This is a genomic window from Arcobacter rhizosphaerae, assembly GCF_049472155.1.
In the GTDB taxonomy this organism is placed as follows: Bacteria; Campylobacterota; Campylobacteria; order Campylobacterales; family Arcobacteraceae; genus Arcobacter_B.
This window is the reverse complement of the sequence record NZ_JBMOVW010000008.1, coordinates 62,802-84,585: the sequence shown is the minus strand read 5'-3', so window position 1 is coordinate 84,585 and position 21,784 is coordinate 62,802. Positions and strand designations below refer to the sequence as shown.

Below are 21,784 nucleotides of genomic sequence, written 5' to 3'. Positions count from 1 at the left end.
TATTAACTCTTTTTTTGTTCTACATGACTATTTATTTTAACAATTGAAGGATTCTGTTTTAATACTAAAATTAATTCATCATAAGTAAAATCTTCACTATTATTTAATTTAGAAAACAACTGTTTTATTGCTTTATAATCATCGGTTTCATCTAATGTTATTCTAAAATTCGAATTATTTTCTAAACTTTTTAAGTATTCTATTTTTATTTTATCTTTTATTGTTGTATGAATATAAGGTGTTACGTGCTCTTTCTCATAATCAGTTGTAGCATTATTAAAAGCTTCTTTTAAAAGTTTAAAAGAAAAAATCTCTGTATCTAAACCTCTAGGAAAACCACTATGAACTCCTAAACTAACATAATTTGCATTTGAAGTTTTATATAAAGCTATTGCTTTTTTTATTAATAAAGGATCAATAAAAGGACAGTCACTTGTACATCTTATTACAATATCCTCATCTTTTAAATCATATTTTAAACAAGCTTCATAATATCTACTTAATACATTATTTGTATCGCCTTCATAATATCTTATTTTATGTTTTTCACATATATCTACAATTTCATTTTGTGTTCCATCATTTGTTGTAGCAATTATGATATTATCTTTAAAACTAGATAATCTTTCTAACATTACTTCTAAAACTGTTTTATCTCCTAAGGGCAATAATATCTTCTTGGGAAGTCTTGTACTTGTAGTTCTTGCTTGAATGACTATATATACATTCATTTCTTCTCCAACAAAAACCAAGTCATATCATCTTGAGGGAAATTATTATCCCTATGATATAAAAATCCATAATCAACAAGACTCAAATCTTTATACATATCTAACATCTCACCTGCAAAATCTCTTTTAAAAAGTTTTCCTTCATGTCCTCTGTATGATATCTCAACTGGCATTGGATTATAATACTCTACAATTAAAATATATTTTTTTGAATAATTATAAAGTTTTTCATAAACAACTTTTAGATACTCAGGATTAATATGAATTAAAACACCCTTAATAAGAGTCATATCAAATTTTTTTGAAAGTTCAATATTCAATAAAGATTCATTATATATTTCTTGAATAAATTCTAACTTTTCTAATTCTTCTACAGCTGTCTTATTTATTTCAACTGCTGATAATTCTAAATTAGAAATTGCATTTAAAGCTTGTAAATTCATTCCAATATTCGCTCCAAATTCTATTACTGAATTTACTTCTTCAACTCTATTAAAAACCTTAGAAAAAAAGTTTATATTACTTTTGATAATTGAAGTATTTCTTTTACAATACTCATCTCCAAACTCTTCTGCCCAAAACCTCTCTTGTTCAGTTTTATATTTCATTTTCAAGCTCCTATTAAAACTTTTATTAGAGTTTTTTGCACATATTCTTGTTCTTTTTTACTTAATTTTGGGAAAATTGGTAAAGAAACTGCTTTTTCATAATATTCATCCATTACAGGAGTATATTCATTTCCATAACCTAATTTCTTATAATATGGTTGATGATTTATTGGAATATAGTGATATTGTAAATAAATAGATTTTTCTCTTAATTTTAAAAAAAACTCTTTTTTTGTAATATTAAATTTTTCAAAATCAATCAAAACTACATATAAATGATAAGCACTATTTTGAGTATATTTATATAATGGTTTTATAAATTTATTTTCATCAAAAAATTTATCATACCTTTTAGCTATTTTTCTTCTTTTTTGAAGAAATGAGTCTAATTTGTTTAATTGGGATAAACCTAAAGCACAAGCTATATCTGTTAAACGATAATTAAAACCTAAGTCTGTCATTTCATAATGCCATGAAGCAACACTAGGTTTAGCTATCATTCCATGATTTCTTAAACTTAAAGCTTTCTTGTATATTTTCTTATCATTTGTTAAGATAGCTCCACCCTCACCTGTAGTTAGTTGTTTTACAGGATGAAAAGAAAAAACACTGATATCACTAAACTTACAACTTCCTGCTTTTATCGAATCTTGACTAGCCCCTATTGAATGAGCACAATCTTCTAAAATTTTTATATTGTATTTTTGTTTTAAATAAGCTAACTTATTTTGATTTACTGGATTGCCTGAGAAATGAACTGCATATATTGCTTTTATTTTTTTGTTTTTTAAAAGCTCTTTTTCACATAAATCTAAATCTATATTTCCATCTTTACAAATATCAACAAAAATAGGTTTTGCCTTTGCATAAACAATAGAATTAGAAGTTGCTAAAAATGAATTTACTGTAGTTAGAACTAAATCATTCTCATTTAAAAGAATTAGTGAACTTATATGTAAAGCAGCCGTACAATTTGAAACACTAATACAATATTTAACCCCACAATATTTAGCTATAGCTTTTTCAAACTCTTCTACTTTAGGACCTGTAGTTAGATAATCACTCCTTAATATTTCAACTACAGAAGAGATATCATCTTCCTCAATTGTTTGCTTACCATAAGGAATAATTTTCATTTATATTTCTTTTATTAACTGTAAAAAATCTTCTTTTGTAAACCATCTATCATTATTACCAGAATTATATTCAAAGCCTTGATTTACATGAGAACCTTTTTCTTTACAATTGTTAATACTATAATCCACAGGAGAACTAAATTTTATTGTTGGAGTAATAACATAATGATCTTCAAACTCGTAAGTTAAATGAGAATCATCAGCAGGACACATAATTTCATGTAATTTTTCGCCAGGTCTTATTCCTATTACTTTATGGGGTAATTCAGGAGCTAAAGCCCTTGCTAAATCTACAATTTTTATAGAAGGAATTTTAGGTACAAATATCTCTCCACCTTGCATTCTCTCAAAATTTTTAAGTACAAAATTTACTCCATCTTCTAAAGTAATTAAAAATCTTGTCATTTTTTCATCTGTTATAGGTAATTCTTTTGCCCCTTCATTGATAAGTTTTTGAAAAAAAGGAATAACTGAACCTCTACTACAAACAACATTCCCATATCTTACAACAGAAAATTTTGTATCTTGTTCTCCAACTAAATTATTTGCAGCAACAAAAAGTTTATCAGAAGCAAGTTTTGTTGCACCATAAAGATTTACAGGATTTGCAGCTTTGTCTGTAGATAAAGCAATTATTTTTGAAACTTTACATTCTATTGCTGCATCTATAACATTTTGAGCTCCATTTATATTTGTTTTAATACATTCCATAGGATTATATTCAGCAATTGGTACATGTTTTAAAGCTGCTGCATGAATAACAAAATCTACATCTTTCATAGCCTTTTTTAATCTGTCAGCATCTCTAATATCTCCAATAAAATACCTCATACACGCTTGAGAATATTCTTGTGCCATTTCATACTGTTTTAATTCATCTCTTGAATAAATAATTATTTTTTTTGGTTTATATTTTTGAAGTAATAACTTAGTATATTTCTTACCAAAACTTCCTGTACCCCCAGTAATTAAAATGACCTTATTATCAAACATACCTAAACCTTTTATATTTTAATTTCATATCATATCAAATAAACTATTAATATTTATTTTTTAATATTTAATAATTTATACTAAAAAGAAAAGAAAAACATTACAAAATGCAATAAAAATATGTACTTTATATTTTTTTCGCTAAAATTCCAACATAATTAAATAAATGAAATCTACATAGGATAAAAAACAATGGATGATAATCAAAAAAAATCTTTAGACTTAGCAATTAAACAAATTGATAAAGCATTTGGTAAAGGTACTCTTATTAGACTTGGAGACAAAGAAGTAGTTCCAGTTGAATCGATATCTACAGGATCACTTGGTCTTGACTTAGCACTTGGTGTTGGTGGTATTCCAAAAGGTAGAGTTGTTGAAATCTATGGACCTGAATCATCTGGTAAAACAACTTTAACACTTCATGCAATTGCAGAGTGTCAAAAAGCTGGTGGAGTTTGTGCTTTTATTGATGCAGAACACGCACTTGATACTGTATATGCAAAAAACTTAGGTGTTGATATTGATAACTTACTTGTATCTCAACCTGACTTTGGTGAGCAAGCTTTAGAAATTTTAGAAACAGTTATTAGATCTGGTGCTGTTGACTTAGTAGTTGTGGATTCTGTTGCTGCACTTACTCCAAAAGTTGAAATTGATGGAGATATGGATGACCAACAAGTTGGTGTTCAAGCAAGACTTATGTCTAAAGCTTTAAGAAAAATTACTGGTTTATTAAATAAAATGAATACAACTGTAATTTTCATTAACCAAATTAGAATGAAAATTGGTATGACAGGATATGGAAGTCCTGAAACAACAACAGGTGGTAATGCTCTTAAATTCTATTCATCTGTAAGACTTGATATTAGAAGAATTGCTACACTTAAACAAGCAGAAAACTCAATCGGAAATAGAGTAAAAGTTAAAGTTGTAAAAAATAAAGTAGCAGCTCCATTTAAACAAGCAGAATTTGATATTATGTTTGGAGAGGGTATCTCTAAAACAGGAGAACTTATAGACTATGGTGTAAAACTTGATATTGTTGATAAAGCAGGAGCTTGGTTCTCTTATGGAGATTCTAAAATAGGACAAGGAAAAGAAAACTCTAAAGTATTCTTAAAAGACAACCCAGAAATTGCTAATGAAATTGAGGGTAAAATATTAACAGCTATGGGTGTAAATGATGAAATTATTCAAGGTGAACCAGAAGAGGATACAGAAGAGTAATTTTATACTATAAATTAAAAAAAAGGGAAAAGATTTTATTCTTTTCCCTTTTTTTATGTCCATATATTTATCAAAGCAAAGAAAAATTTTATTTTAGTTATAATGTAGCAAATTACAAGAATAAAGAATATAGGAGACCTAAGTGGTATTTATTGACAATGTATATGCTGATGAAGTATTAGATTCAAGAGGAAATCCAACAGTTAGAGCTACAGTAATCTTAAGTGATGGAACAAAAGAGAGTGCTATTGTACCAAGTGGTGCAAGTACTGGAAAAAGAGAAGCTTTAGAACTAAGAGATGGTGATGATAGATTTTTAGGTAAAGGTGTATTAAAAGCAGTTGAAAATGTAAATACTGTTATTGCTGATGAATTATTAGGATTAAGTCCTTTTAATCAAGCAGAAGTTGATGCAACTATGAAAGATATTGATGGAACACAAAACTATTCAAACTTAGGTGCAAATGCAGTTTTAGGTGTATCTATGGCAGTTGCAAGAGCAGCAGCTAGTTCACTAAATGTACCATTGTACAGATACTTAGGTGGTGCAAATGCAATGACTATGCCTGTTCCAATGTTCAATATCATCAACGGTGGAGAGCATGCAAATAACTCTGTAGACTTCCAAGAGTATATGATTATGCCAACAGGTTTTGAAAACTTCAATGAAGGATTAAGAGCAGTTGCTGAAATTTACCAACACTTAAAAAAAGTAATCGATGGTATGGGTGAATCTACAGCAGTTGGTGATGAAGGTGGATTTGCTCCAAACTTAAAATCAAATGAAGAACCTATTGCTGTAATTATGGAAGCTATTGAAAAAGCTGGATATAAAGCAGGAGAACAAGTTTCTATTGCTTTAGATGTTGCAGCATCTGAATTAATTGATGAAGATGGTCTTTATGTATTAAAATCAGAAGATAGAAAAATTACATCAGAAGAACTTGTAAACTACTATGCAGACCTTTGTTCAAAATATCCAATCGTATCTATTGAAGATGGATTAAGTGAAGATGATTGGGATGGTTGGAAAATATTAACTGAAAAAATTGGTGATAAAGTACAATTAGTTGGTGATGATTTATTTGTTACTAATGCAAACATCTTAGCTGAGGGAATCCAAAAAGGTATTGGTAATGCAATTTTAATTAAACCTAATCAAATTGGATCAGTTAGTGAAACTATGCTAACTATTAGATTAGCACAAAGAAATAACTACAATTGTGTAATGTCACATAGATCAGGTGAAAGTGAAGATGCATTTATTGCTGACTTTGCTGTTGCATTAAATTGTGGACAAATTAAAACAGGTTCAACAGCTAGATCTGATAGAATCGCTAAATACAATAGATTACTAGAAATTGGTGCAGAAATTGGTTATGCAGAATACCTAGGTCATCAACCATTTTCTAAATAATTTAGATATTTAGCTTATGAAAAAAAAGCAACGTGGTATTAAAAAATTTATTGTAATTGTATTTATTTCAACAATAATTACAATCTTTTTAAGCTATCATGTTGCAAATATTCTTTTTGGAGATAACTCTTTAAAAGTTTATAACTCTTTAAAACATAAAAGAGATTATCTTCAAAATGAAATTAAAAGATTGCAAAGAGAAAACGCATATTTACAAAAAGAGTATTTTGAATTAAAAAACTTGGAGCCAGAACAATGAAAACTATATCTTTATTTACATCAGCGCTTATTTTAGCTGTAAGCTTAGAAGCAAGGGAAAATCCTTTTGATACAACTGCTGCTTATGAAGAAGAAGCTGCTAGAATTATTGAACTAAATGAAGAGAGCTTATACAATCCTAGTGAGGAAGATTATGCTCAAAGAATGCAAGAAAAACTTGCAGTTGAAGGTGAAAATAAAAATATAGTTGAGAAACAAGTAAATATTATAGCTCCTGAAAAAAAAGAAATGCCTAAAAAAGAGACTAAATATTCAAAAGATGAAGTAGAAAAGCTTATTAAAAAAGCTCAAAAACAAACAGAATATAAAACAAAAAAGCTTATAGAAAAAAAACTTGAGCAAACAAAAGTAATTGAACCAAAACAAGTAGTATTTGTAAAACCAAGAGCTGATGTAGAAGCGGTTGAAGAAACTTTTAAAGAAATTAAGATTCTTCCATTTTTAAAACTACAATATTCTGATGAAGAACTAAATATTCATACAGATTACAAAGTATCAAAAAAATTTAGCATTAAAAAAGAAAATAAACTTATTATTGATTACAAAGCAAATGTTAATTTTTATACAAAAAGAGAAGACCTAAACTCAAAAAACTTTAAAAAAGTTGCAGTTGGAAATCATAAAAAAGATGGATTCTTTAGAGTTGTTATAGAACTAAATAAAGCTCCATCATCTTATAAAGTAGATTACAAAAACAATCTAATTACGATCTTTAATAGTGATGAAATGAGATAAAACTCTTATTAATACCATCACTATTAATACTTCTAAGATAGCTGCTAAAATAAACGCATAATAATACTCTTGATCAATTGAATGATTGTTGTAAGCTAAAGTTGTTACGGCAATTAAAAGAGTAATTGGCATAGAATGAGAAAGTCCTATCATAAAAAATTTATTCCATCCCATTTCTTTTATAAAAAGCATTGAAGCTATAAATCTAATACCTACCATAGCAGCCACGATTAATAATGCTTTTACTAATAATCCATCTTGTAATACAGCTGTTAACTCAAAAGAAGCTCCAACAGAAATAAAGAAAATTGGAACTAACCATCCAAAACCAAAATGCTCTAATTTATGTGAAAGTTGTTTATTATGCTTTTCAAAAAAAGTTGTAATAAAAGTACCTGCGATAAATGCCCCAAAAGCAACTTTTAAATGTAATGCCATCATTACAGCAATCATTAAAAAGAAGATTGTCATGGAAACTCTTATATCTTGTTCTTGATGATCCTGTTCTGGCATTAAATAAGCTTTTATCTCAGGAAACCACCAGATAAGATTATGAAAAAGTTTATAAATAAATAGCATAGAAACTAAGAAAGCTACAAATAAAAACATTGTTCTATAGAATTCAAAGTTAATACCAAACTCTAAAGCTGCTGAAACTGTTGTAAGTGCAAAAATAGATACAATCTCACCTATAAGACCCACTACAATAGATAATCTAATCCATTCTACATCACCATACTCTTTTTTTAAAGCTGCTAATAATCCTATTGAGATTAAAGGTAAAATAACAATAAATATATTACCTAAATCTAAATATACAGATATTAAAGTAGATAAAGAGAAAAGTATGACATTATAAATAAGGGATTTTTTCAAGATGGTTGGTGAAATATTAACAAGTCTTTTTAAATCTACTTCTAATCCTGCTAAAAACATTAGATATAAAAACCCAAGTTTAGAAGCTAAATCCAAGATTGCATGATCAGAAATAAATGCAAAATAAGAAGCAATTGCTCCAAGCATAATCTCTACTGTAACAGTAGGTAATTTTAAAAGTTTACCTATTAAAGGTGAAGAAAAAATAATCAATGATATTGTTATAATTATTAAAATTTCTTCACTCATTAATCTATACCTTTATTTTTAAATTATTTTTCGTTTGGCATTTTAACTACGTGTTTAGCAATTTTAAAACCTAAGGCTTCTAATGCTGCAACATCATCTTTAGGTGTTTTACCAGTAGTTGTTAAATAATCTCCAATAACAAAAGCATTTGCTCCTCTATTGAAAATTTCATATTGTTGTTCACCAAACATAAGCTCTCTTCCACCAGCTACCATTATTTTATGTGCATTTGGAATCATTTCTCTTGCTAATTGAATTAATTCAAAAGCTTGTTCTCTTGAGATTGAATTCTCTACAAGAGGTAAAGCTTCATTTGGATGGAAAAAGTTTAAAGGTACATTCATTGGATCTAGTGAGGCAATAGATTTTAACATAGAAATTCTATCTTCTTGTGTTTCTCCCATACCAAAAATTCCACCACATACAAGTTGTAAACCTGCTTCTTTTACATTTAAACAAGTTTGGTATCTCTCTTCCCAAGAGTGTGTTGTACAAATTTCTGGGTAATACTCTTTTGAGGCTTCTAAATTGTGATTGTAGTTATCAACACCAGCTGCTTTTAATTTTTTTAATTGTTCAACAGTTGCTGTTCCATTACAGGCAATAAGTCTAAGTCCTAAATTCTCAGCTTTTATAGCTTTTGCAACTTTAGCAATATATTCAGTCTTTTTATCAGTAAGCCCTAAACCAGCAGTTACTAAACAAAACCCTACAGCTCCATTTTCTCTTGCTCTTTTTGCTTCTTCAATGATTTGTTCTTGAGTTTTCATTTTATATCGTTGAATATCTGCTTTATATCTTACACTTTGTGTACAAAATTTACAGTCCTCATTACAAGTACCGCTTTCTACATTACAAATTGCACATAAAAAAATCTCATCAGTTACTTTAAATTTTTCGCTCATATTTATACTCTTCTTTCTTAAATAATTGTTCGTTTATATTTTTAAAATAGTATGAGATTATATACTCATTTTCATTAATTTCTAAAAAGACACACTCAATAAGTGGTTTTTCCCTTGCACAAACCTCACCTGGGTTTACGAAAAGTGTCTTATTTTTATAGTCATGTTCAAATATATGAGTATGTCCAAAAATCACTACATCAGCATCAGGAGTTAAATGATAAGGTAAATGCATAAGTTTAAATTTTATATCTTTTATTTTAAAATAGTATGGTTCTTGCTTGATTTTATATTTATTTGAGAAAGGAATAAGCCCCATATCGTTATTTCCAAAAACACTTACATAAATAAGTCCTGACTCTTCTAAAAGTTTAAGATTTTCTTCCATACATAAATCTCCTGCATGGATTAAATACTCACTTCCTTTTTCTTTAAGAAGGTCTATGACCTCCTTTGTATAGCCAACTTGATGGTGGCTATCTGATAAAATTCCTATTTTCATTAGCTTTTTGAAGGGCTTTTCTTAGTTGTAGTTTTTTTAGTAGTAGTCTTTTTTGCTGTGGTTTTCTTTGCTGTTGTACTTTTTTTAGCTGGTGCTTTTTTAGCTGTAGTTTTTGATTTTGGATCTTTAGCAATTATTTCTTGACACTCTTCTAATGTTAAATCCTCAGCTACTTTTCCTTTTGGGATTTTAAAGTTTTTTCTACCTTGTTTAATATATGCCCCATATCTTCCATTTAAAATTTGGATTTTATCTTCTGCAAACTCTTTTATAGTAGCTTTTGCTTTTGCTTCATCAAGTTCTTTGATAACCTCTTTAGCTCTTGCTTCTTCAATAGTATAAGGATCATCAGTTTTTAGTGAATAATATTTACTTTTTACTTGTAAATATGGACCAAATCTTCCAATATTTGCTTTTATATATTCCCCATCTTCTGTTTGTCCAACAACTCTTGGTAAAGTAAATAAAAATAGTGCTTCTTCAAGTGTAATTGTATCCATATTTAAATGATCAGGAATTGCAACAAACTTTGGTTTTTCTTCATCATCTTTAGTACCAATTTGAACAAAAGGCCCATATCTTCCAACTCTAGCACTAATTGGTTTACCTGATTTTGGATCTGTTCCTATTTCTCTTACTTGAAGATAATCTTCTTTATTAACACTCTCTTCTTTTTCAACAATTGTTTTTTTGAAATTTCCATAAAAGTCAGTCATTACTTGTTCCCAAGCTATTTTACCCTCTGCAATTTCATCAAACTCTTCTTCTATTTTAGCTGTAAACCCTAAGTCAACAATATCTGAGAAGTGATCATTTAAAAATGAGTTTACAATTTCTCCTGTTGGAGTAGGTGCAAGTTTTTTATCTTCTGTTTTTACAACATACTCTCTTTGTTGTATTGTTGAAATTGTTGGAGCATAAGTTGATGGTCTTCCAATTCCTTCACTCTCTAACTTTTTAACTAGTGAAGCTTCTGTATATCTTGCAGGTGGCTTTGTGAATAACTGTTCTAAATCTAGTTTTTCAAGTTCTAAAACTGTTCCTTTTTTAATCGTTGGAAGAATTTTTTCACTACTATCAAGTGCTGCTTCTGGATTATCACTACCTTCTGTATAAGCTTTCATAAATCCAGGGAAAACTATTCTTTGTCCCTTTGTTTGAAACTCATATTCTCCATCTTTTCCAGCTTGAATTTTATAAGTAGTATTTGCAATTTGAGCAGGTGCCATTTGTGTAGCAAGCGTTCTTTTCCAAATAAGACTATATAGTTTATATTGTGAAGCTTCAACATAAGCTTTTATATCACTTGGCTTAAGTGCTAAATTTACAGGTCTGATAGCTTCGTGAGCTTCTTGTGCTCCCTTTGCCTTTGATTTATATACTCTTGGTTTACTTAATGAAAACTCTTTCCCATATTCTGCTTCAATTACTTCTTTAGCTGCACTAGTTGCTACTTTAGAAAGGTTTAATGAGTCTGTTCTCATATAAGTGATTAAACCACCTGTATGTCCAGGTATATTCCCAACATTTCCTTCATAAAGTTGTTGAGCAATAATCATAGTTTGTTTTACAGAATATCCAAGTTTTCTACTCGCTTCTTGTTGTAAAGTAGATGTTGTAAAAGGAGCTGCCGGATTTCTTTTTGAATCTTTTTCTTCAATATCAACTAATGTAAAAGAAGCTTGTTTAACTGATGCTTCAACAACTTTTGCTTCTTGTTCATTTCTTACTTTAATATTAGAACCATTATGTTTAGCTAATTCTGCTTTTAATTCTGGATTTATAAAATTAGATTTGATTTTCCAGTACTCTTCTGGTTTAAATTCTCTAATTTCATTTTCTCTATCTACAATTATTTTAACTGCAACAGATTGAACTCTACCTGCACTTAAACCATATCTTACTTTTTTCCATAGTAATGGCGATAATTCATAACCAACAGCTCTATCAAGTATTCTTCTTGCTTGTTGTGCATCAACTAGATTTTGGTCAACATCTCTTGGGTTTTCTAAAGCTTTAATGATTGCATCTTTTGTAATTTCGTGAAAAACAATTCTTTTTATAGGGTTTTTTTCAATTTTAAGTGCGGGGATTAAATGCCATGCAATAGCTTCTCCCTCTCTATCCTCATCGGCTGCTAGGTAGATAGTTGTATCTTTTGTGATTTCTTTTTTTAAATCACTTATTACTTTTTTCTTATCAGTTGATACTAAATACTTTGGCTTAAAATTATCTTCTGGATCAAATCCTAATTTTGATTTAGGTAAATCTCTTACATGACCCATTGAAGCCATAACTTTAAAATCTTTTCCTAAAAATTTTGATATTGTCTTTGCTTTGGCTGGAGACTCCACTATTACTAAATTCTTCACTAAAAAAACCTCATTTCACTTTTAAAATCGGAGCATTCTAACATAAATTAATTAATATTACTAATAAACAATTATCTCTTTTTGAATATCTATATTAAACTGCTCTTTTATTTTTTTTTGGGCTAACTCAATCATATAACTAGCCTCTTCGTATGTTCCACCACCATAATTTACTAAAAAGTTAGCGTGTTCTTGGGAAAATCCCATTGCGCCTTTTTTAAAACCTTTTAGCCCAACTGCTTCTATTAACCTTCCTGCAAAATCATCTTTTGGATTCTTGAAGCAAGAACCTGCACTTGGTAATTGGGGTTGATTATCTCTCATTTTTTTAAATTTCTCGGCCATTTGCTTAGAATAGCCATGTTCTATATTAAATACTACTTCATAAACTATTGTATCTATTTTTGTATTTCTATAAGAGTATTCTATATTCTCTTTTTTAATATAACCTTTATTTGTCTTGATTGAATGAATATAATTGAAAATTTCCCACTGTTTTAATCCAGCATTCATTTTAACAAGACCTCCAAGGTTACCAGGAAGTTTTCCTAAAAATTCTAAATTTGCTAAATTATTTCTCTTTGCATAAGATAAAAGCTTTCCAGATTTTGTAGCACAACCTACATATAAAAGATTATCTTTTTGCTCAATATAATCAAAAGCTTCACCTAAAACTGCAAATTTTGGTGGATTATTTGAAATTAATACATTATTAGCTCGCCCTAAGATTTGATAATCTTTATATTCGCCTATTTCATTGATTACTAAAACCTCACAAGTAGGTCCTATATGTAAAGAAGAGTATTTACTAAAATCTATTTGCTTAAAATAATTTTCCACTTTTACCTTTACTATCTTGCTCTTAACTCTTCATAATCATCAGGAATTAGATAATCCTTTGCTTTTATAAGATTTTCATAAAAACCATGTTTATATCCTAATTCAAATAGTTTATCTAAAGCTTTATATTGTACTTCACTTAGTTGCACAGAATTATCATTTGCATATAAATCTAAATAATTATCTAGTGTATCAGCATCAACTCTAATAAGACCTTTTTCAAGTAACATTGGAGCTAATACTTTTCTATTTTTATTTGCCACATCAACTGCTTTGATTAAAGTTTTTTCATAGTCAATTGCATTATGTAAAGGAAGTGATCTTCTTAAACACATTCCACCAAGTGGTAAAGGTAAATCTCCTCCACTTAATTCAACCCAAACATCCCACATCTCTTTTTCTACTTCTAAGGCTTCATCATAAGTTAAAATCGATTCATGGATTAAAACACCAGCATCAACTTCTCCATCAATTACAGCTTTTTCAATATCTAAGAAGTTCATATATGTGATTCTAGCATCTGGGTATGCTATTTTAAATAAAAGTGCATTAGTTGTAAACTCTCCACTAAGTGCTACTTTAAAATTCCTTTTAAGTTTAGTACCCTTTCTTTTCATAAGTTTAGGTCCATACCCCTCACCAAAAGAAACAGCAGTTTTTAATAAAGCATAATCATTTTTCACAAATGGATATAAAGCAAAAGAAATAGCACAAATATCATATTGACCTTTTAATGTAGCTTGATTTAATGTCTCAATATCATCTGCAATATTTTCAAAAACTGCATCTTTTGGTGTAACCCAACCAAACTTTATTGCATAATACATAAAAATATCATCAGCATCTGGTGAATGTGCAACGGTAATCTTTTTCAAAATTTTTCCTTGTGATTAATTAATTGGATTTTAGCAAGTATTGCTTTATCTTTTGGTTATAGCAAGTTCAAAGTTTATATTCAAGTTTTAATTTTTTTATAATTTCAAAAATACTATTTGCATATTTAAAACCTGTTTTTCCTTTATATCTCCATCCTGTATTATAAGATGCCCAGGTTTTTGCCCAATTATTTTTATGAACTTTTTTCCAGTATTCTAGTTCTATAATTGCATTTGCAGTAGCAAAAGAGACATCATTTATTAACTTTTTTGAATATAACATTCTATTTGCTTTTGTATCTTTTACATTTTGTCTTGAGAGAACTGTTTTTATATTTGCTTGAAAAAGTCCATAATCATTTGTTTTATCATTTACTACATATTTACCTATATTAGACTCTTTTATAGCTATTGCCATCAAAGAATATCCAAGCATTTTATCAGTACTAAGTGATTTTATTTTTTTAAGAATAATTAAATCTTTAGAATCAAGATTTAAACTATTTGAAAAAAGTAAGGTAGAAAAAAATAGTAAATATAAAAAAACTTTCATAAAATGATTTTACTATATTACTAGCCATTTAAAAATTAAATGGCTAGTTTATACTAAAATCCTGCACTTGAAACGTAGTAAGATATTACGTCTAAAAGTGGTTGAACATAGAAGATTGAAGTAATAGCTAAAAACACTGCAAAACCAACAACTGACTTCATTGGAGTTGAAGCATTTTGCATAAATCTAGTATTAGCACCCTCTTCTGGGTCTCTTAGGAACATATAAGAAATTGGTCTTAAGTAATAATATGCTGCAATAGCTGAGTTTAATACAATAATAACTGCTAATGCAATTTCACCTGCATTTACTGCACTTGAAACAAGGTACATTTTCCCCCAAAATAATGCAAATGGTGGAAGTCCTGTAAGTGCAAATAAAAACAGTCCTAAAATAGATGCTGTAAAAGGTGAAATTTGTGCAAGTCCTGAGAACTTTTTAAATGTATATGGAGAATTATAATCCTTATACTCTTTACCTCTATTAAGCCATAACATACCAAAAGCACCAAAGTTAGTCACTGTAAATAATACCCAGTATAAAAATAAAGCATTTGTTGCTTGGTGTGTTCCAATTAAAACAGCAGCCATAGCCATACCTGCATTTGAAACAGAAGAATAAGCTAACATTCTTTTAATATCTGTTTGCTGTAAAGCTATTAAGTTTGGAATAGTCATTGTTAAAATTACAGTGATATATAACATAAAGTGAACAATTGTATCTCCACTATGAACAAATACATCAAAAAATCTAAGAGCAACTACAAATCCAGCCATTTTTGGAATAACTGACATAAATCCTGCTAAAGCAGATGTTGAACCTGAATAAACATCTGGAACCCAAGTATGGAATGGGAATAATGAAAGTTTAAACCCAAGTGCTGCAAACATAAATACAAATCCAACTAAAACCATAATATAGTTAGAAAAGTTATCAGTTGATAAATAGTTTTGTTCACTTAATACTTGTGAAATTTGAGCTAATTCTAATGAACCTGTTATTGCATAGAATATCATAGAACCAAAAACAAAGAAAGCAGCAGCTAAAGCACCCATTGTGAAGTACTTAATTGCTGCTTCTATAGATACCATTCTATTATGCATAGCAATCATTGTATATAAAGCTAATGAGGCTGTTTCAAGTCCAACGAAAATTAAGATTAATGAATCAGAACTTACCATAAACTGGAATCCAGCAACCATAAATAAATATAAGGCAAAATACTCAGCGTGTCTAAAGTCTTGGAACCTTAACTTTGAAAGACCTAAGAAAATAAATAGAATTGAACCACCAATAATAATACATTGAGATAATATCGCAATACCATCAAGAAGCATTATGTCAAATAGTCCTCTCTCTTCCCCTGTAAAAGCCAATAAAGTAAATAAATCAAATACTAAGAATAAAATTACAAGCATTACATATAATGACTTGTGTTTATTTTTATTAAATAAGTCAGTTAATAAAATACTAATTGCACCAATAATAGCTATAACCATAGGTGCTAAAGTACCTAGGTTTAAACTCTCTAAACTAATTGAAATAGGCTCTAGCATCTATTTAACCTCCCCTATTGTATTTAAAGCTTTTAGCTTTTCTTTCGTATCTTCATTTACTGCTTTTACTTGCATAACTTGTGTTAAATGATTTACTGATGTGTTAAGTGGATCAAGTACTACTTTTGGATAAACACCTAAAGCGATAATTAAAGCAACTAAAGCTCCAAGTGCTACTAATTCTCTTCCAAAAATATCTTTTAAAGATTTATTTTTAGGATTAAGTAATTCTCCAAAGAATGTTCTTTTATACATTGATAACATATAAATCGCACTTAATACAATAGTTAAAGAAGCAATAAATGTTAAGATTGGAGAAGCTTTAAAGAATCCAAGTAAAGCTAAGAACTCACCAACAAAACCAGCTGTTAAAGGAAGTCCAACAGAACCCATTAAAACTACCGCATATACAAGTGCAAACATTGGCATATTATGAGCTAATCCACCAAACTCTTTAATCATCTTAGTTTTTCTTCTATCATATAAAACACCCACACACATAAACAGTGCTCCTGAAACAATTGCATGTCCAAGCATTAGGTAAACAGCACCTGTAATACCCTCAGTATTTAAGGCAAATACACCTAAAGTAATAACACCCATGTGAGATACAGATGAGTATGCAATCATCTGCTTCATATCTTCTTGGGCATAAGCAAGCATTGCTGTATATATAATAGCTATAATAGCTAGTGCTGCCATAAACCACATAAAGTAAACTGCTGCATCAGGGAATAATGGAAGAGAGAATCTAATAAATCCATAAGTCTCCATTTTTAATAAAACTGCGGCAAGGATAATAGATCCAATTGTTGGTGCTTCTCCATGAGCTAATGGAAGCCATGTATGAAATGGAATCATAGGAACTTTTACTGCAAATCCAAAGAAGAATGCAATAAATAACCATAATTGTACATCAAATGGTAAAATAGCCCCATACCAATCAAGTAAGTTGAAGCTCCAAACTCCAGTTGCTTCGTGGTAAATATATCCAAAATATAACATACCTACAAGCATGATTAAAGAACCTATAAATGTATATAAGAAAAACTTCATAGCAGCATAGAATCTTCTCTCTGCTCCCCAAAATCCAATGATATAGAACATTGGAATAAGTGTTAATTCCCAGAATACATAGAACATGATAACATCAAGAGCAACAAAAACACCAACCATTGTCATTTCTAAATAAAGCATTGTAATGATTAGATTTTTAATATTTCTTTTTTCAGTTAAACCTATAACAGCAATCATTGTCATAAATGTAATCATAATAATTAAGAATAATGATACACCATCAACACCAGCTACATAACCTATACCCATAGAAGAGATTATTGGTAAATTTTGAACAAACTGCATTCCTGCCATACTTGGATCAAAGTGATACCATAAAAGTAAAGCTAAAACAAACTCAACAACAGTTACAACTACACCATATTGTCTCATTGAATCTTTATGAATTAAAAATCCAACTGTTGCAGCTGCTGCTGGGAAGAATATCAGCATCGATAAAATATTTTCCATTTACATAACCCCTTATATTACTGCTAAAACTAAGGCAAATACAAGACCCATAATAAGTCCTGTAACCATTAGTCTTAATGATGTTGATAAATTACCTGATTGAATAGGTCTGATTTTTGAACCTGTTTTATAAATAAATTGAGCAATACCGTCAATAGTATTATCAATCACTTTAATTTCAATCACTTTAAAGAACCATACTGACATTGCATAATATGGTTTAGAAATACACTTGTCATAAAATTGTGGAATATAGTATTGATTACTTAATAATTTATAGAAAGCATTATTTTCCCATTCTTTACTAAAGCCATCACCTTTATAATATTTCACATAAGCAACTGCAATACCACCAATAGCTATAGCAGATGTTACAAGAATTAAAATCCATACTGTTGAACTTTGAGTATTTGAAGCTTCCCATGTTGGAAGAATTTTTGTTACAAAATCAATAAATCCATGCTCAAACCACCCAGCAATCACTGCTAATACTGCAAGTGGTAACATAGCAGCTATTACAAAACCTTTTGCTTCATGTGGATGGAATTGGTCATCACTATAATTTTGTTTTCCAAAGAATATTTTAAACACAAGTCTAAATGAATAAAATGCTGTTAAACCAGCAGTTATCCATAATGTAGCCCATAAAATATAAGCATCTGCATTAAATGCTGCTTCTAAAATCTTATCTTTTGAGAAGAACCCTGCTAGTGGGAAAATACCAGCAAGAGCAAGTGAAGCTACAAACATGATAATTGAAGTTGCCTTCATTTTTTCATGTAATCCACCCATCTTTCTAATATCTAATTCATCATCCATTGCGTGCATTACATTACCAGCACCTAAGAATAATACTGATTTAAAGAATGCATGAGTTGCTAAGTGGAATAGTGCTACCCAGTAAGCACCAAGACCAGCTGCTACGAACATATATCCTAATTGAGATAAAGTTGAATATGCAATAATTCTTTTCATATCATTGTTTACTAAAGCCATAGTTGCGGCAAAAATCGCAACAAATGCACCTAAACAAGCAATACCATATCCAACCTCTGGAATTAAAGCATATAATTCATTTGATCTTACTACTAAATAAACACCAGCTGTTACCATAGTTGCTGCGTGAATAAGTGCTGAAACAGGAGTTGGTCCTTCCATTGCATCGGCAAGCCATGTATGTAATGGGAACTGAGCTGATTTACCCATAGCACCTACAAATAATAAAATACCAATCCATGTAAGTGTTGAAGTCTCTAAAGTTGAAACATTAGCAAATACTACATCATATTGTAAGCTTCCTAAATTCCAATAAATTAAGAACATCCCAAGTAATAAACCTAAATCTCCTACTCTATTCATAATAAAGGCTTCATTTGCTGCCCATGAAGCTGATTCTTTGTGATACCAAAATCCAATTAATAGCCATGAACAAACACCAACACCTTCCCATCCAATAAATAAAACTGCAAAGTTATCAGACATAACAAGCACTAACATTGAGAATACGAAAGCTGATAGGTAAGAGAAATATCTATTAAACCCTTTATCATGCTCCATATATCCAATTGAGTGAATGTGAACCATTGTTGAAACTACTGTTACAACTGTCATCATTACAACTGATACATGATCAACTACAAAACCAAAAGGAATATTTAAACTTCCTGTAACAATCCAATCAAATAAAATTACATTTAATGTCTCATCTGTAGTGTAAACATATTGTAAAAGATTTATAGAAGCTATCATAGAAACAGCTAACATAAATGATGTAAACCAGCCTGTAAAGGCATTTTTTGGCTGCATTGAAAATAATGCGGCTACAAGTGAACCAACTAGTGGGGCAAAAAGTGCTATATATATAAATTTTTCCATTATTACCCCTTCATCCCTTGAATATCATCTAAGTTAATAGAACCTGTTCTTTTATACCAAAGAATTAATAATCCAAGACCAATAGCAACTTCAGCAGCAGCAACTGCAATAATAAAGAATGCAAACATTTGACCTGATAAATCCCCATGGAATTTAGATATTGCTGCAAGTCCTACATTTACAGCATTTAACATAATTTCTGTTGAGAAAAAAAGCATTAAAACATTTTTTCTTCTAATTACTCCAATCAGTCCTATACAAAATAGAAGTGTTGAAAGTATCAAATAGGCATTAAGTGTCATTTTGCCTCCTTAGATTCTTTTTGAGCCTCAGCTTTAGCTTCTGCTGCGATATGTGCATCAATTTCTTCTTCATGCATTTCTGAATAAGATTCATTCATTTTTTTATTAGCAAGTACAATTCCACCAATCATTGCTACAAGTAACATAATACCTGCAACTTCAAATGGAACTAAGTATTTAGTAAATAAAACTAAACCAACATCAGCTGAATTTCCATACTCTGGATGAATTGGATAATTTGCTTGAACATTTTCTCCAATTACTGGTGCTATAAATACAACTACAACAATTAAAGCTACCATTCCTGATAATAAAAATACTAATCTTGGGTTATTTACTTTTTCTTTTACTACTGATAATGAGTCAAAGAACATCATACCAAAAGCATAAAGTGCCATAACTGCACCTGTATAAACTACAATTTGTACTGCTCCTAAAAAGTCTGCACCTAGTAAAAAGAAAAATGCAGAAATAAAAATCATTCCTGCTGCCATTGCACTTAATGCATATAAGGCATTATTTGTAAGTACTGTTATTAGGAACATTCCTACTGTTAGTACTGAAAAGACTATAAAAGCTACTATTTCAAACATTCATGCTCCTTAGTATGATAATGGAGTTTTCTTGATTTTTTCATCAGCATCAGGAGATACTGAACCAAAACCTGCAAACTCTGTTTGTTGATTTAATTGATCAAATGGTGTTAAAATATCCTCTTTTAATGAGAAATGTGCTCTTTGCTCTGAAGAGTTTTCATATCTTCCTCCATGAACGATAGCAAGTTCAGGACAAACTTCCGCACAATAACCACAGAAAATACATCTCCCCATATTAATAGTATATTCGTTAACTGCTTTTCTTGAATTTTCATCTATTTTAGTTTCCATTCTAATACAATTAGCAATACAAATCTTTTCACATAAACCACAACCAATACATCTTTCACTACCTGATTCTAATAAAACTAATAATTTATGTACGGCTCTATATCTAGGACCAATAGGTAACTTTTCAGCTGGATATTGAACAGTTGCCATTTCACCTTTAAAAAGTGCTCCTATCATCATCTTCCAAGTAATCTTTAAACCTGTAAAAAGTTCCCCTTTTACAGATCTTGTAAGTACTTGTTTAAAAGATTCCCATTCCGTTTTTGGATAATTATCTTCTTGAACTGTTACGTAATCTTCTGATATATTTCTATTTTTAAACTCTTTAAAACTCATAATTACCCCTTATATCATCATCACTAAACCAGTAACTAAAATATTTAGTACTGCAAGTGGCATTAATATTTTCCAACATAACCACATTAACTGATCAGGTCTAATATGCGGCCATGAAGCTCTTGTCCATAGGAACACGAAGATTAATAACATTACTTTTAATACAATTGCTAATCCTCCAGGAATAAACCATAATGGCTCAAATCCACCTAAGAAAACAAGTGCAATAATAAATGAAATTGTAAATAATGCAGCATACTCACCAATAAAGAACATACCCCATCTAAGACCTGAATATTCTGTTGCATAACCTGCAACTAATTCAGCTTCATGCTCAAGAAGGTCAAAAGGTGTTCTATTTGTTTCTGCAAATCCTGCAATTACAAATAAAATAAAGGCTACTGGTTGATACCATACAATCCAATTTGAAACTCCACCTGCTTGATAGTTATTTATATCAATTAAAGATAAAGAACCTACCATCATAATAGGAGCTAAAAGTGCAAGTCCTGATACGATTTCATAAGAAAGCATTTGAATTGCTGTTCTAGCTCCACCTATTAAGGCCCATTTATTGGCACTACTCATACCACCTAGAAGTGGTCCATAAAGTCCAATAGCACCAACAGACATTACAAATAAAACCCCTACATTTACATCTGAAATAATTGGTCTTACTGTATATCCAAAGATTTCAAATTCTGGGAAAAAAGGAACAGCTGACATAGCAATAAATGCTGTTGCTGCTGTAATAATTGGGGCTATCATAAAGATAGGTTTATTTGCATTTGCAGGTATAAAATCCTCTTTTGTAAATAGTTTAATACCATCTGCTGCAATTTGTAAAAGACCATAAGGCCCTACATTTGTAGGTCCTAATCTTCTTTGCATAAATGCTAAAACTTTTCTTTCAATATACGTAGTAAATCCAGCTAATGCTGAGAATACTAAGATTACTGTGAAAACTTTTACAATTGTTTCTATAATAATTCCAGTTTCCATA

General features: G+C 29.8%; 22 protein-coding genes. 4 read left to right on the top strand and 18 right to left on the bottom strand.

Translation table 11 applies throughout. The features are described from left to right. Positions 1 to 2 precede the first annotated feature (2 nt). From ACH5BH_RS12340 to pseB, 4 genes are read right to left on the bottom strand one after another with little or no spacing between them, the layout of a single operon-like run. Entirely contained in the window at positions 3 to 731 is a 729-nt protein-coding gene (locus ACH5BH_RS12340) for a cytidylyltransferase domain-containing protein (RefSeq protein WP_423298560.1), read from the bottom strand. Continuing rightward, the gene (locus ACH5BH_RS12335; protein WP_423298559.1) at positions 728 to 1,339 is read right to left on the bottom strand and encodes a pseudaminic acid biosynthesis-associated methylase; all 612 of its coding nucleotides are present in this window, start codon (positions 1,337 to 1,339) and stop codon (positions 728 to 730) included. The genes ACH5BH_RS12340 and ACH5BH_RS12335 overlap by 4 nt, the downstream gene beginning before the upstream one ends. Before the next feature lie 2 nt (positions 1,340 to 1,341). Continuing rightward, positions 1,342 to 2,475 (bottom strand): UDP-4-amino-4,6-dideoxy-N-acetyl-beta-L-altrosamine transaminase, encoded by a 1,134-nt coding sequence (gene pseC / locus ACH5BH_RS12330; protein WP_423298558.1) that lies wholly within the window; start codon positions 2,473 to 2,475, stop codon positions 1,342 to 1,344. Further along, positions 2,476 to 3,468, bottom strand: a complete 993-nt coding sequence (gene pseB / locus ACH5BH_RS12325) for a UDP-N-acetylglucosamine 4,6-dehydratase (inverting) (protein ID WP_404307607.1) — start codon at positions 3,466 to 3,468, stop codon at positions 2,476 to 2,478. It abuts the gene before it with no gap. 192 nt (positions 3,469 to 3,660) lie between these two features. Here pseB and recA point away from each other — a divergent pair, with 192 nt between their 5' ends. The 4 genes from recA (at position 3,661) to ACH5BH_RS12305 (ending at position 7,126) form a co-directional block, all read left to right on the top strand. Continuing rightward, complete coding sequence (gene recA / locus ACH5BH_RS12320) at positions 3,661 to 4,695, top strand: recombinase RecA (protein ID WP_404307609.1); 1,035 nt, start codon at positions 3,661 to 3,663, stop codon at positions 4,693 to 4,695. A gap of 142 nt (positions 4,696 to 4,837) precedes the next feature. Beyond that, positions 4,838 to 6,112 carry a phosphopyruvate hydratase gene (gene eno, locus ACH5BH_RS12315; protein ID WP_404307611.1) on the top strand — a complete coding sequence of 425 codons (1,275 nt, stop codon included), beginning with the start codon at positions 4,838 to 4,840 and terminating at the stop codon, positions 6,110 to 6,112. A gap of 16 nt (positions 6,113 to 6,128) precedes the next feature. Next, positions 6,129 to 6,371, top strand: a complete 243-nt coding sequence (locus ACH5BH_RS12310) for an FtsB family cell division protein (protein WP_404307613.1) — start codon at positions 6,129 to 6,131, stop codon at positions 6,369 to 6,371. Then, on the top strand, positions 6,368 to 7,126 hold the full coding sequence (locus ACH5BH_RS12305; RefSeq protein ID WP_423298557.1) for an AMIN domain-containing protein: 759 nt from the start codon (positions 6,368 to 6,370) through the stop codon (positions 7,124 to 7,126). The genes ACH5BH_RS12310 and ACH5BH_RS12305 overlap by 4 nt, the downstream gene beginning before the upstream one ends. On the opposite strand, the gene ACH5BH_RS12300 is transcribed toward ACH5BH_RS12305, so the two are convergent. The 14 genes from ACH5BH_RS12300 to nuoH form a co-directional block, all read right to left on the bottom strand. After that, positions 7,091 to 8,251 carry a cation:proton antiporter gene (locus ACH5BH_RS12300; protein WP_404307617.1) on the bottom strand — a complete coding sequence of 387 codons (1,161 nt, stop codon included), beginning with the start codon at positions 8,249 to 8,251 and terminating at the stop codon, positions 7,091 to 7,093. The genes ACH5BH_RS12305 and ACH5BH_RS12300 overlap by 36 nt on opposite strands. A 23-nt stretch (positions 8,252 to 8,274) precedes the next feature. Then, a complete protein-coding gene (locus tag ACH5BH_RS12295; protein WP_423298556.1) occupies positions 8,275 to 9,156 on the bottom strand; it encodes a biotin synthase in 882 nt (293 codons plus the stop codon). After that, a complete protein-coding gene (locus tag ACH5BH_RS12290) occupies positions 9,140 to 9,658 on the bottom strand; it encodes a metallophosphoesterase family protein (RefSeq protein WP_404307621.1) in 519 nt (172 codons plus the stop codon). Before ACH5BH_RS12290 ends, ACH5BH_RS12295 begins: the two co-directional genes overlap by 17 nt. Further along, entirely contained in the window at positions 9,658 to 12,030 is a 2,373-nt protein-coding gene (gene topA, locus ACH5BH_RS12285) for a type I DNA topoisomerase (protein ID WP_423298555.1), read from the bottom strand. Before topA ends, ACH5BH_RS12290 begins: the two co-directional genes overlap by 1 nt. Positions 12,031 to 12,090: 60 nt before the next feature. Next, entirely contained in the window at positions 12,091 to 12,870 is a 780-nt protein-coding gene (locus tag ACH5BH_RS12280) for a UDP-N-acetylmuramate dehydrogenase (protein WP_404307625.1), read from the bottom strand. A gap of 11 nt (positions 12,871 to 12,881) precedes the next feature. After that, entirely contained in the window at positions 12,882 to 13,748 is an 867-nt protein-coding gene (locus ACH5BH_RS12275; RefSeq protein ID WP_423298572.1) for a menaquinone biosynthesis family protein, read from the bottom strand. Positions 13,749 to 13,812: 64 nt separating this feature from the next. Beyond that, positions 13,813 to 14,298: a transglycosylase SLT domain-containing protein gene (locus ACH5BH_RS12270; RefSeq protein WP_423298554.1), complete on the bottom strand. Its 486-nt coding sequence runs from the start codon at positions 14,296 to 14,298 to the stop codon at positions 13,813 to 13,815. A 53-nt stretch (positions 14,299 to 14,351) separates the two neighbouring features. Continuing rightward, entirely contained in the window at positions 14,352 to 15,854 is a 1,503-nt protein-coding gene (gene nuoN / locus ACH5BH_RS12265) for an NADH-quinone oxidoreductase subunit NuoN (protein WP_423298553.1), read from the bottom strand. Next, positions 15,855 to 17,381 carry an NADH-quinone oxidoreductase subunit M gene (locus tag ACH5BH_RS12260; protein WP_404307631.1) on the bottom strand — a complete coding sequence of 509 codons (1,527 nt, stop codon included), beginning with the start codon at positions 17,379 to 17,381 and terminating at the stop codon, positions 15,855 to 15,857. Between the two features lie 12 nt (positions 17,382 to 17,393). Continuing rightward, a complete protein-coding gene (nuoL, locus tag ACH5BH_RS12255) occupies positions 17,394 to 19,256 on the bottom strand; it encodes an NADH-quinone oxidoreductase subunit L (RefSeq protein WP_423298552.1) in 1,863 nt (620 codons plus the stop codon). A gap of 2 nt (positions 19,257 to 19,258) precedes the next feature. Then, positions 19,259 to 19,558: an NADH-quinone oxidoreductase subunit NuoK gene (nuoK, locus tag ACH5BH_RS12250; protein ID WP_254576583.1), complete on the bottom strand. Its 300-nt coding sequence runs from the start codon at positions 19,556 to 19,558 to the stop codon at positions 19,259 to 19,261. Then, positions 19,555 to 20,151 (bottom strand): NADH-quinone oxidoreductase subunit J, encoded by a 597-nt coding sequence (locus tag ACH5BH_RS12245; protein ID WP_404307635.1) that lies wholly within the window; start codon positions 20,149 to 20,151, stop codon positions 19,555 to 19,557. The genes nuoK and ACH5BH_RS12245 overlap by 4 nt, the downstream gene beginning before the upstream one ends. A 9-nt stretch (positions 20,152 to 20,160) precedes the next feature. Further along, positions 20,161 to 20,781 (bottom strand): NADH-quinone oxidoreductase subunit NuoI, encoded by a 621-nt coding sequence (nuoI, locus tag ACH5BH_RS12240; RefSeq protein ID WP_423298551.1) that lies wholly within the window; start codon positions 20,779 to 20,781, stop codon positions 20,161 to 20,163. 9 nt (positions 20,782 to 20,790) lie between these two features. Then, positions 20,791 to 21,783, bottom strand: a complete 993-nt coding sequence (nuoH, locus tag ACH5BH_RS12235) for an NADH-quinone oxidoreductase subunit NuoH (protein ID WP_404307639.1) — start codon at positions 21,781 to 21,783, stop codon at positions 20,791 to 20,793. Between the last annotated feature and the right edge of the window lies 1 nt (position 21,784).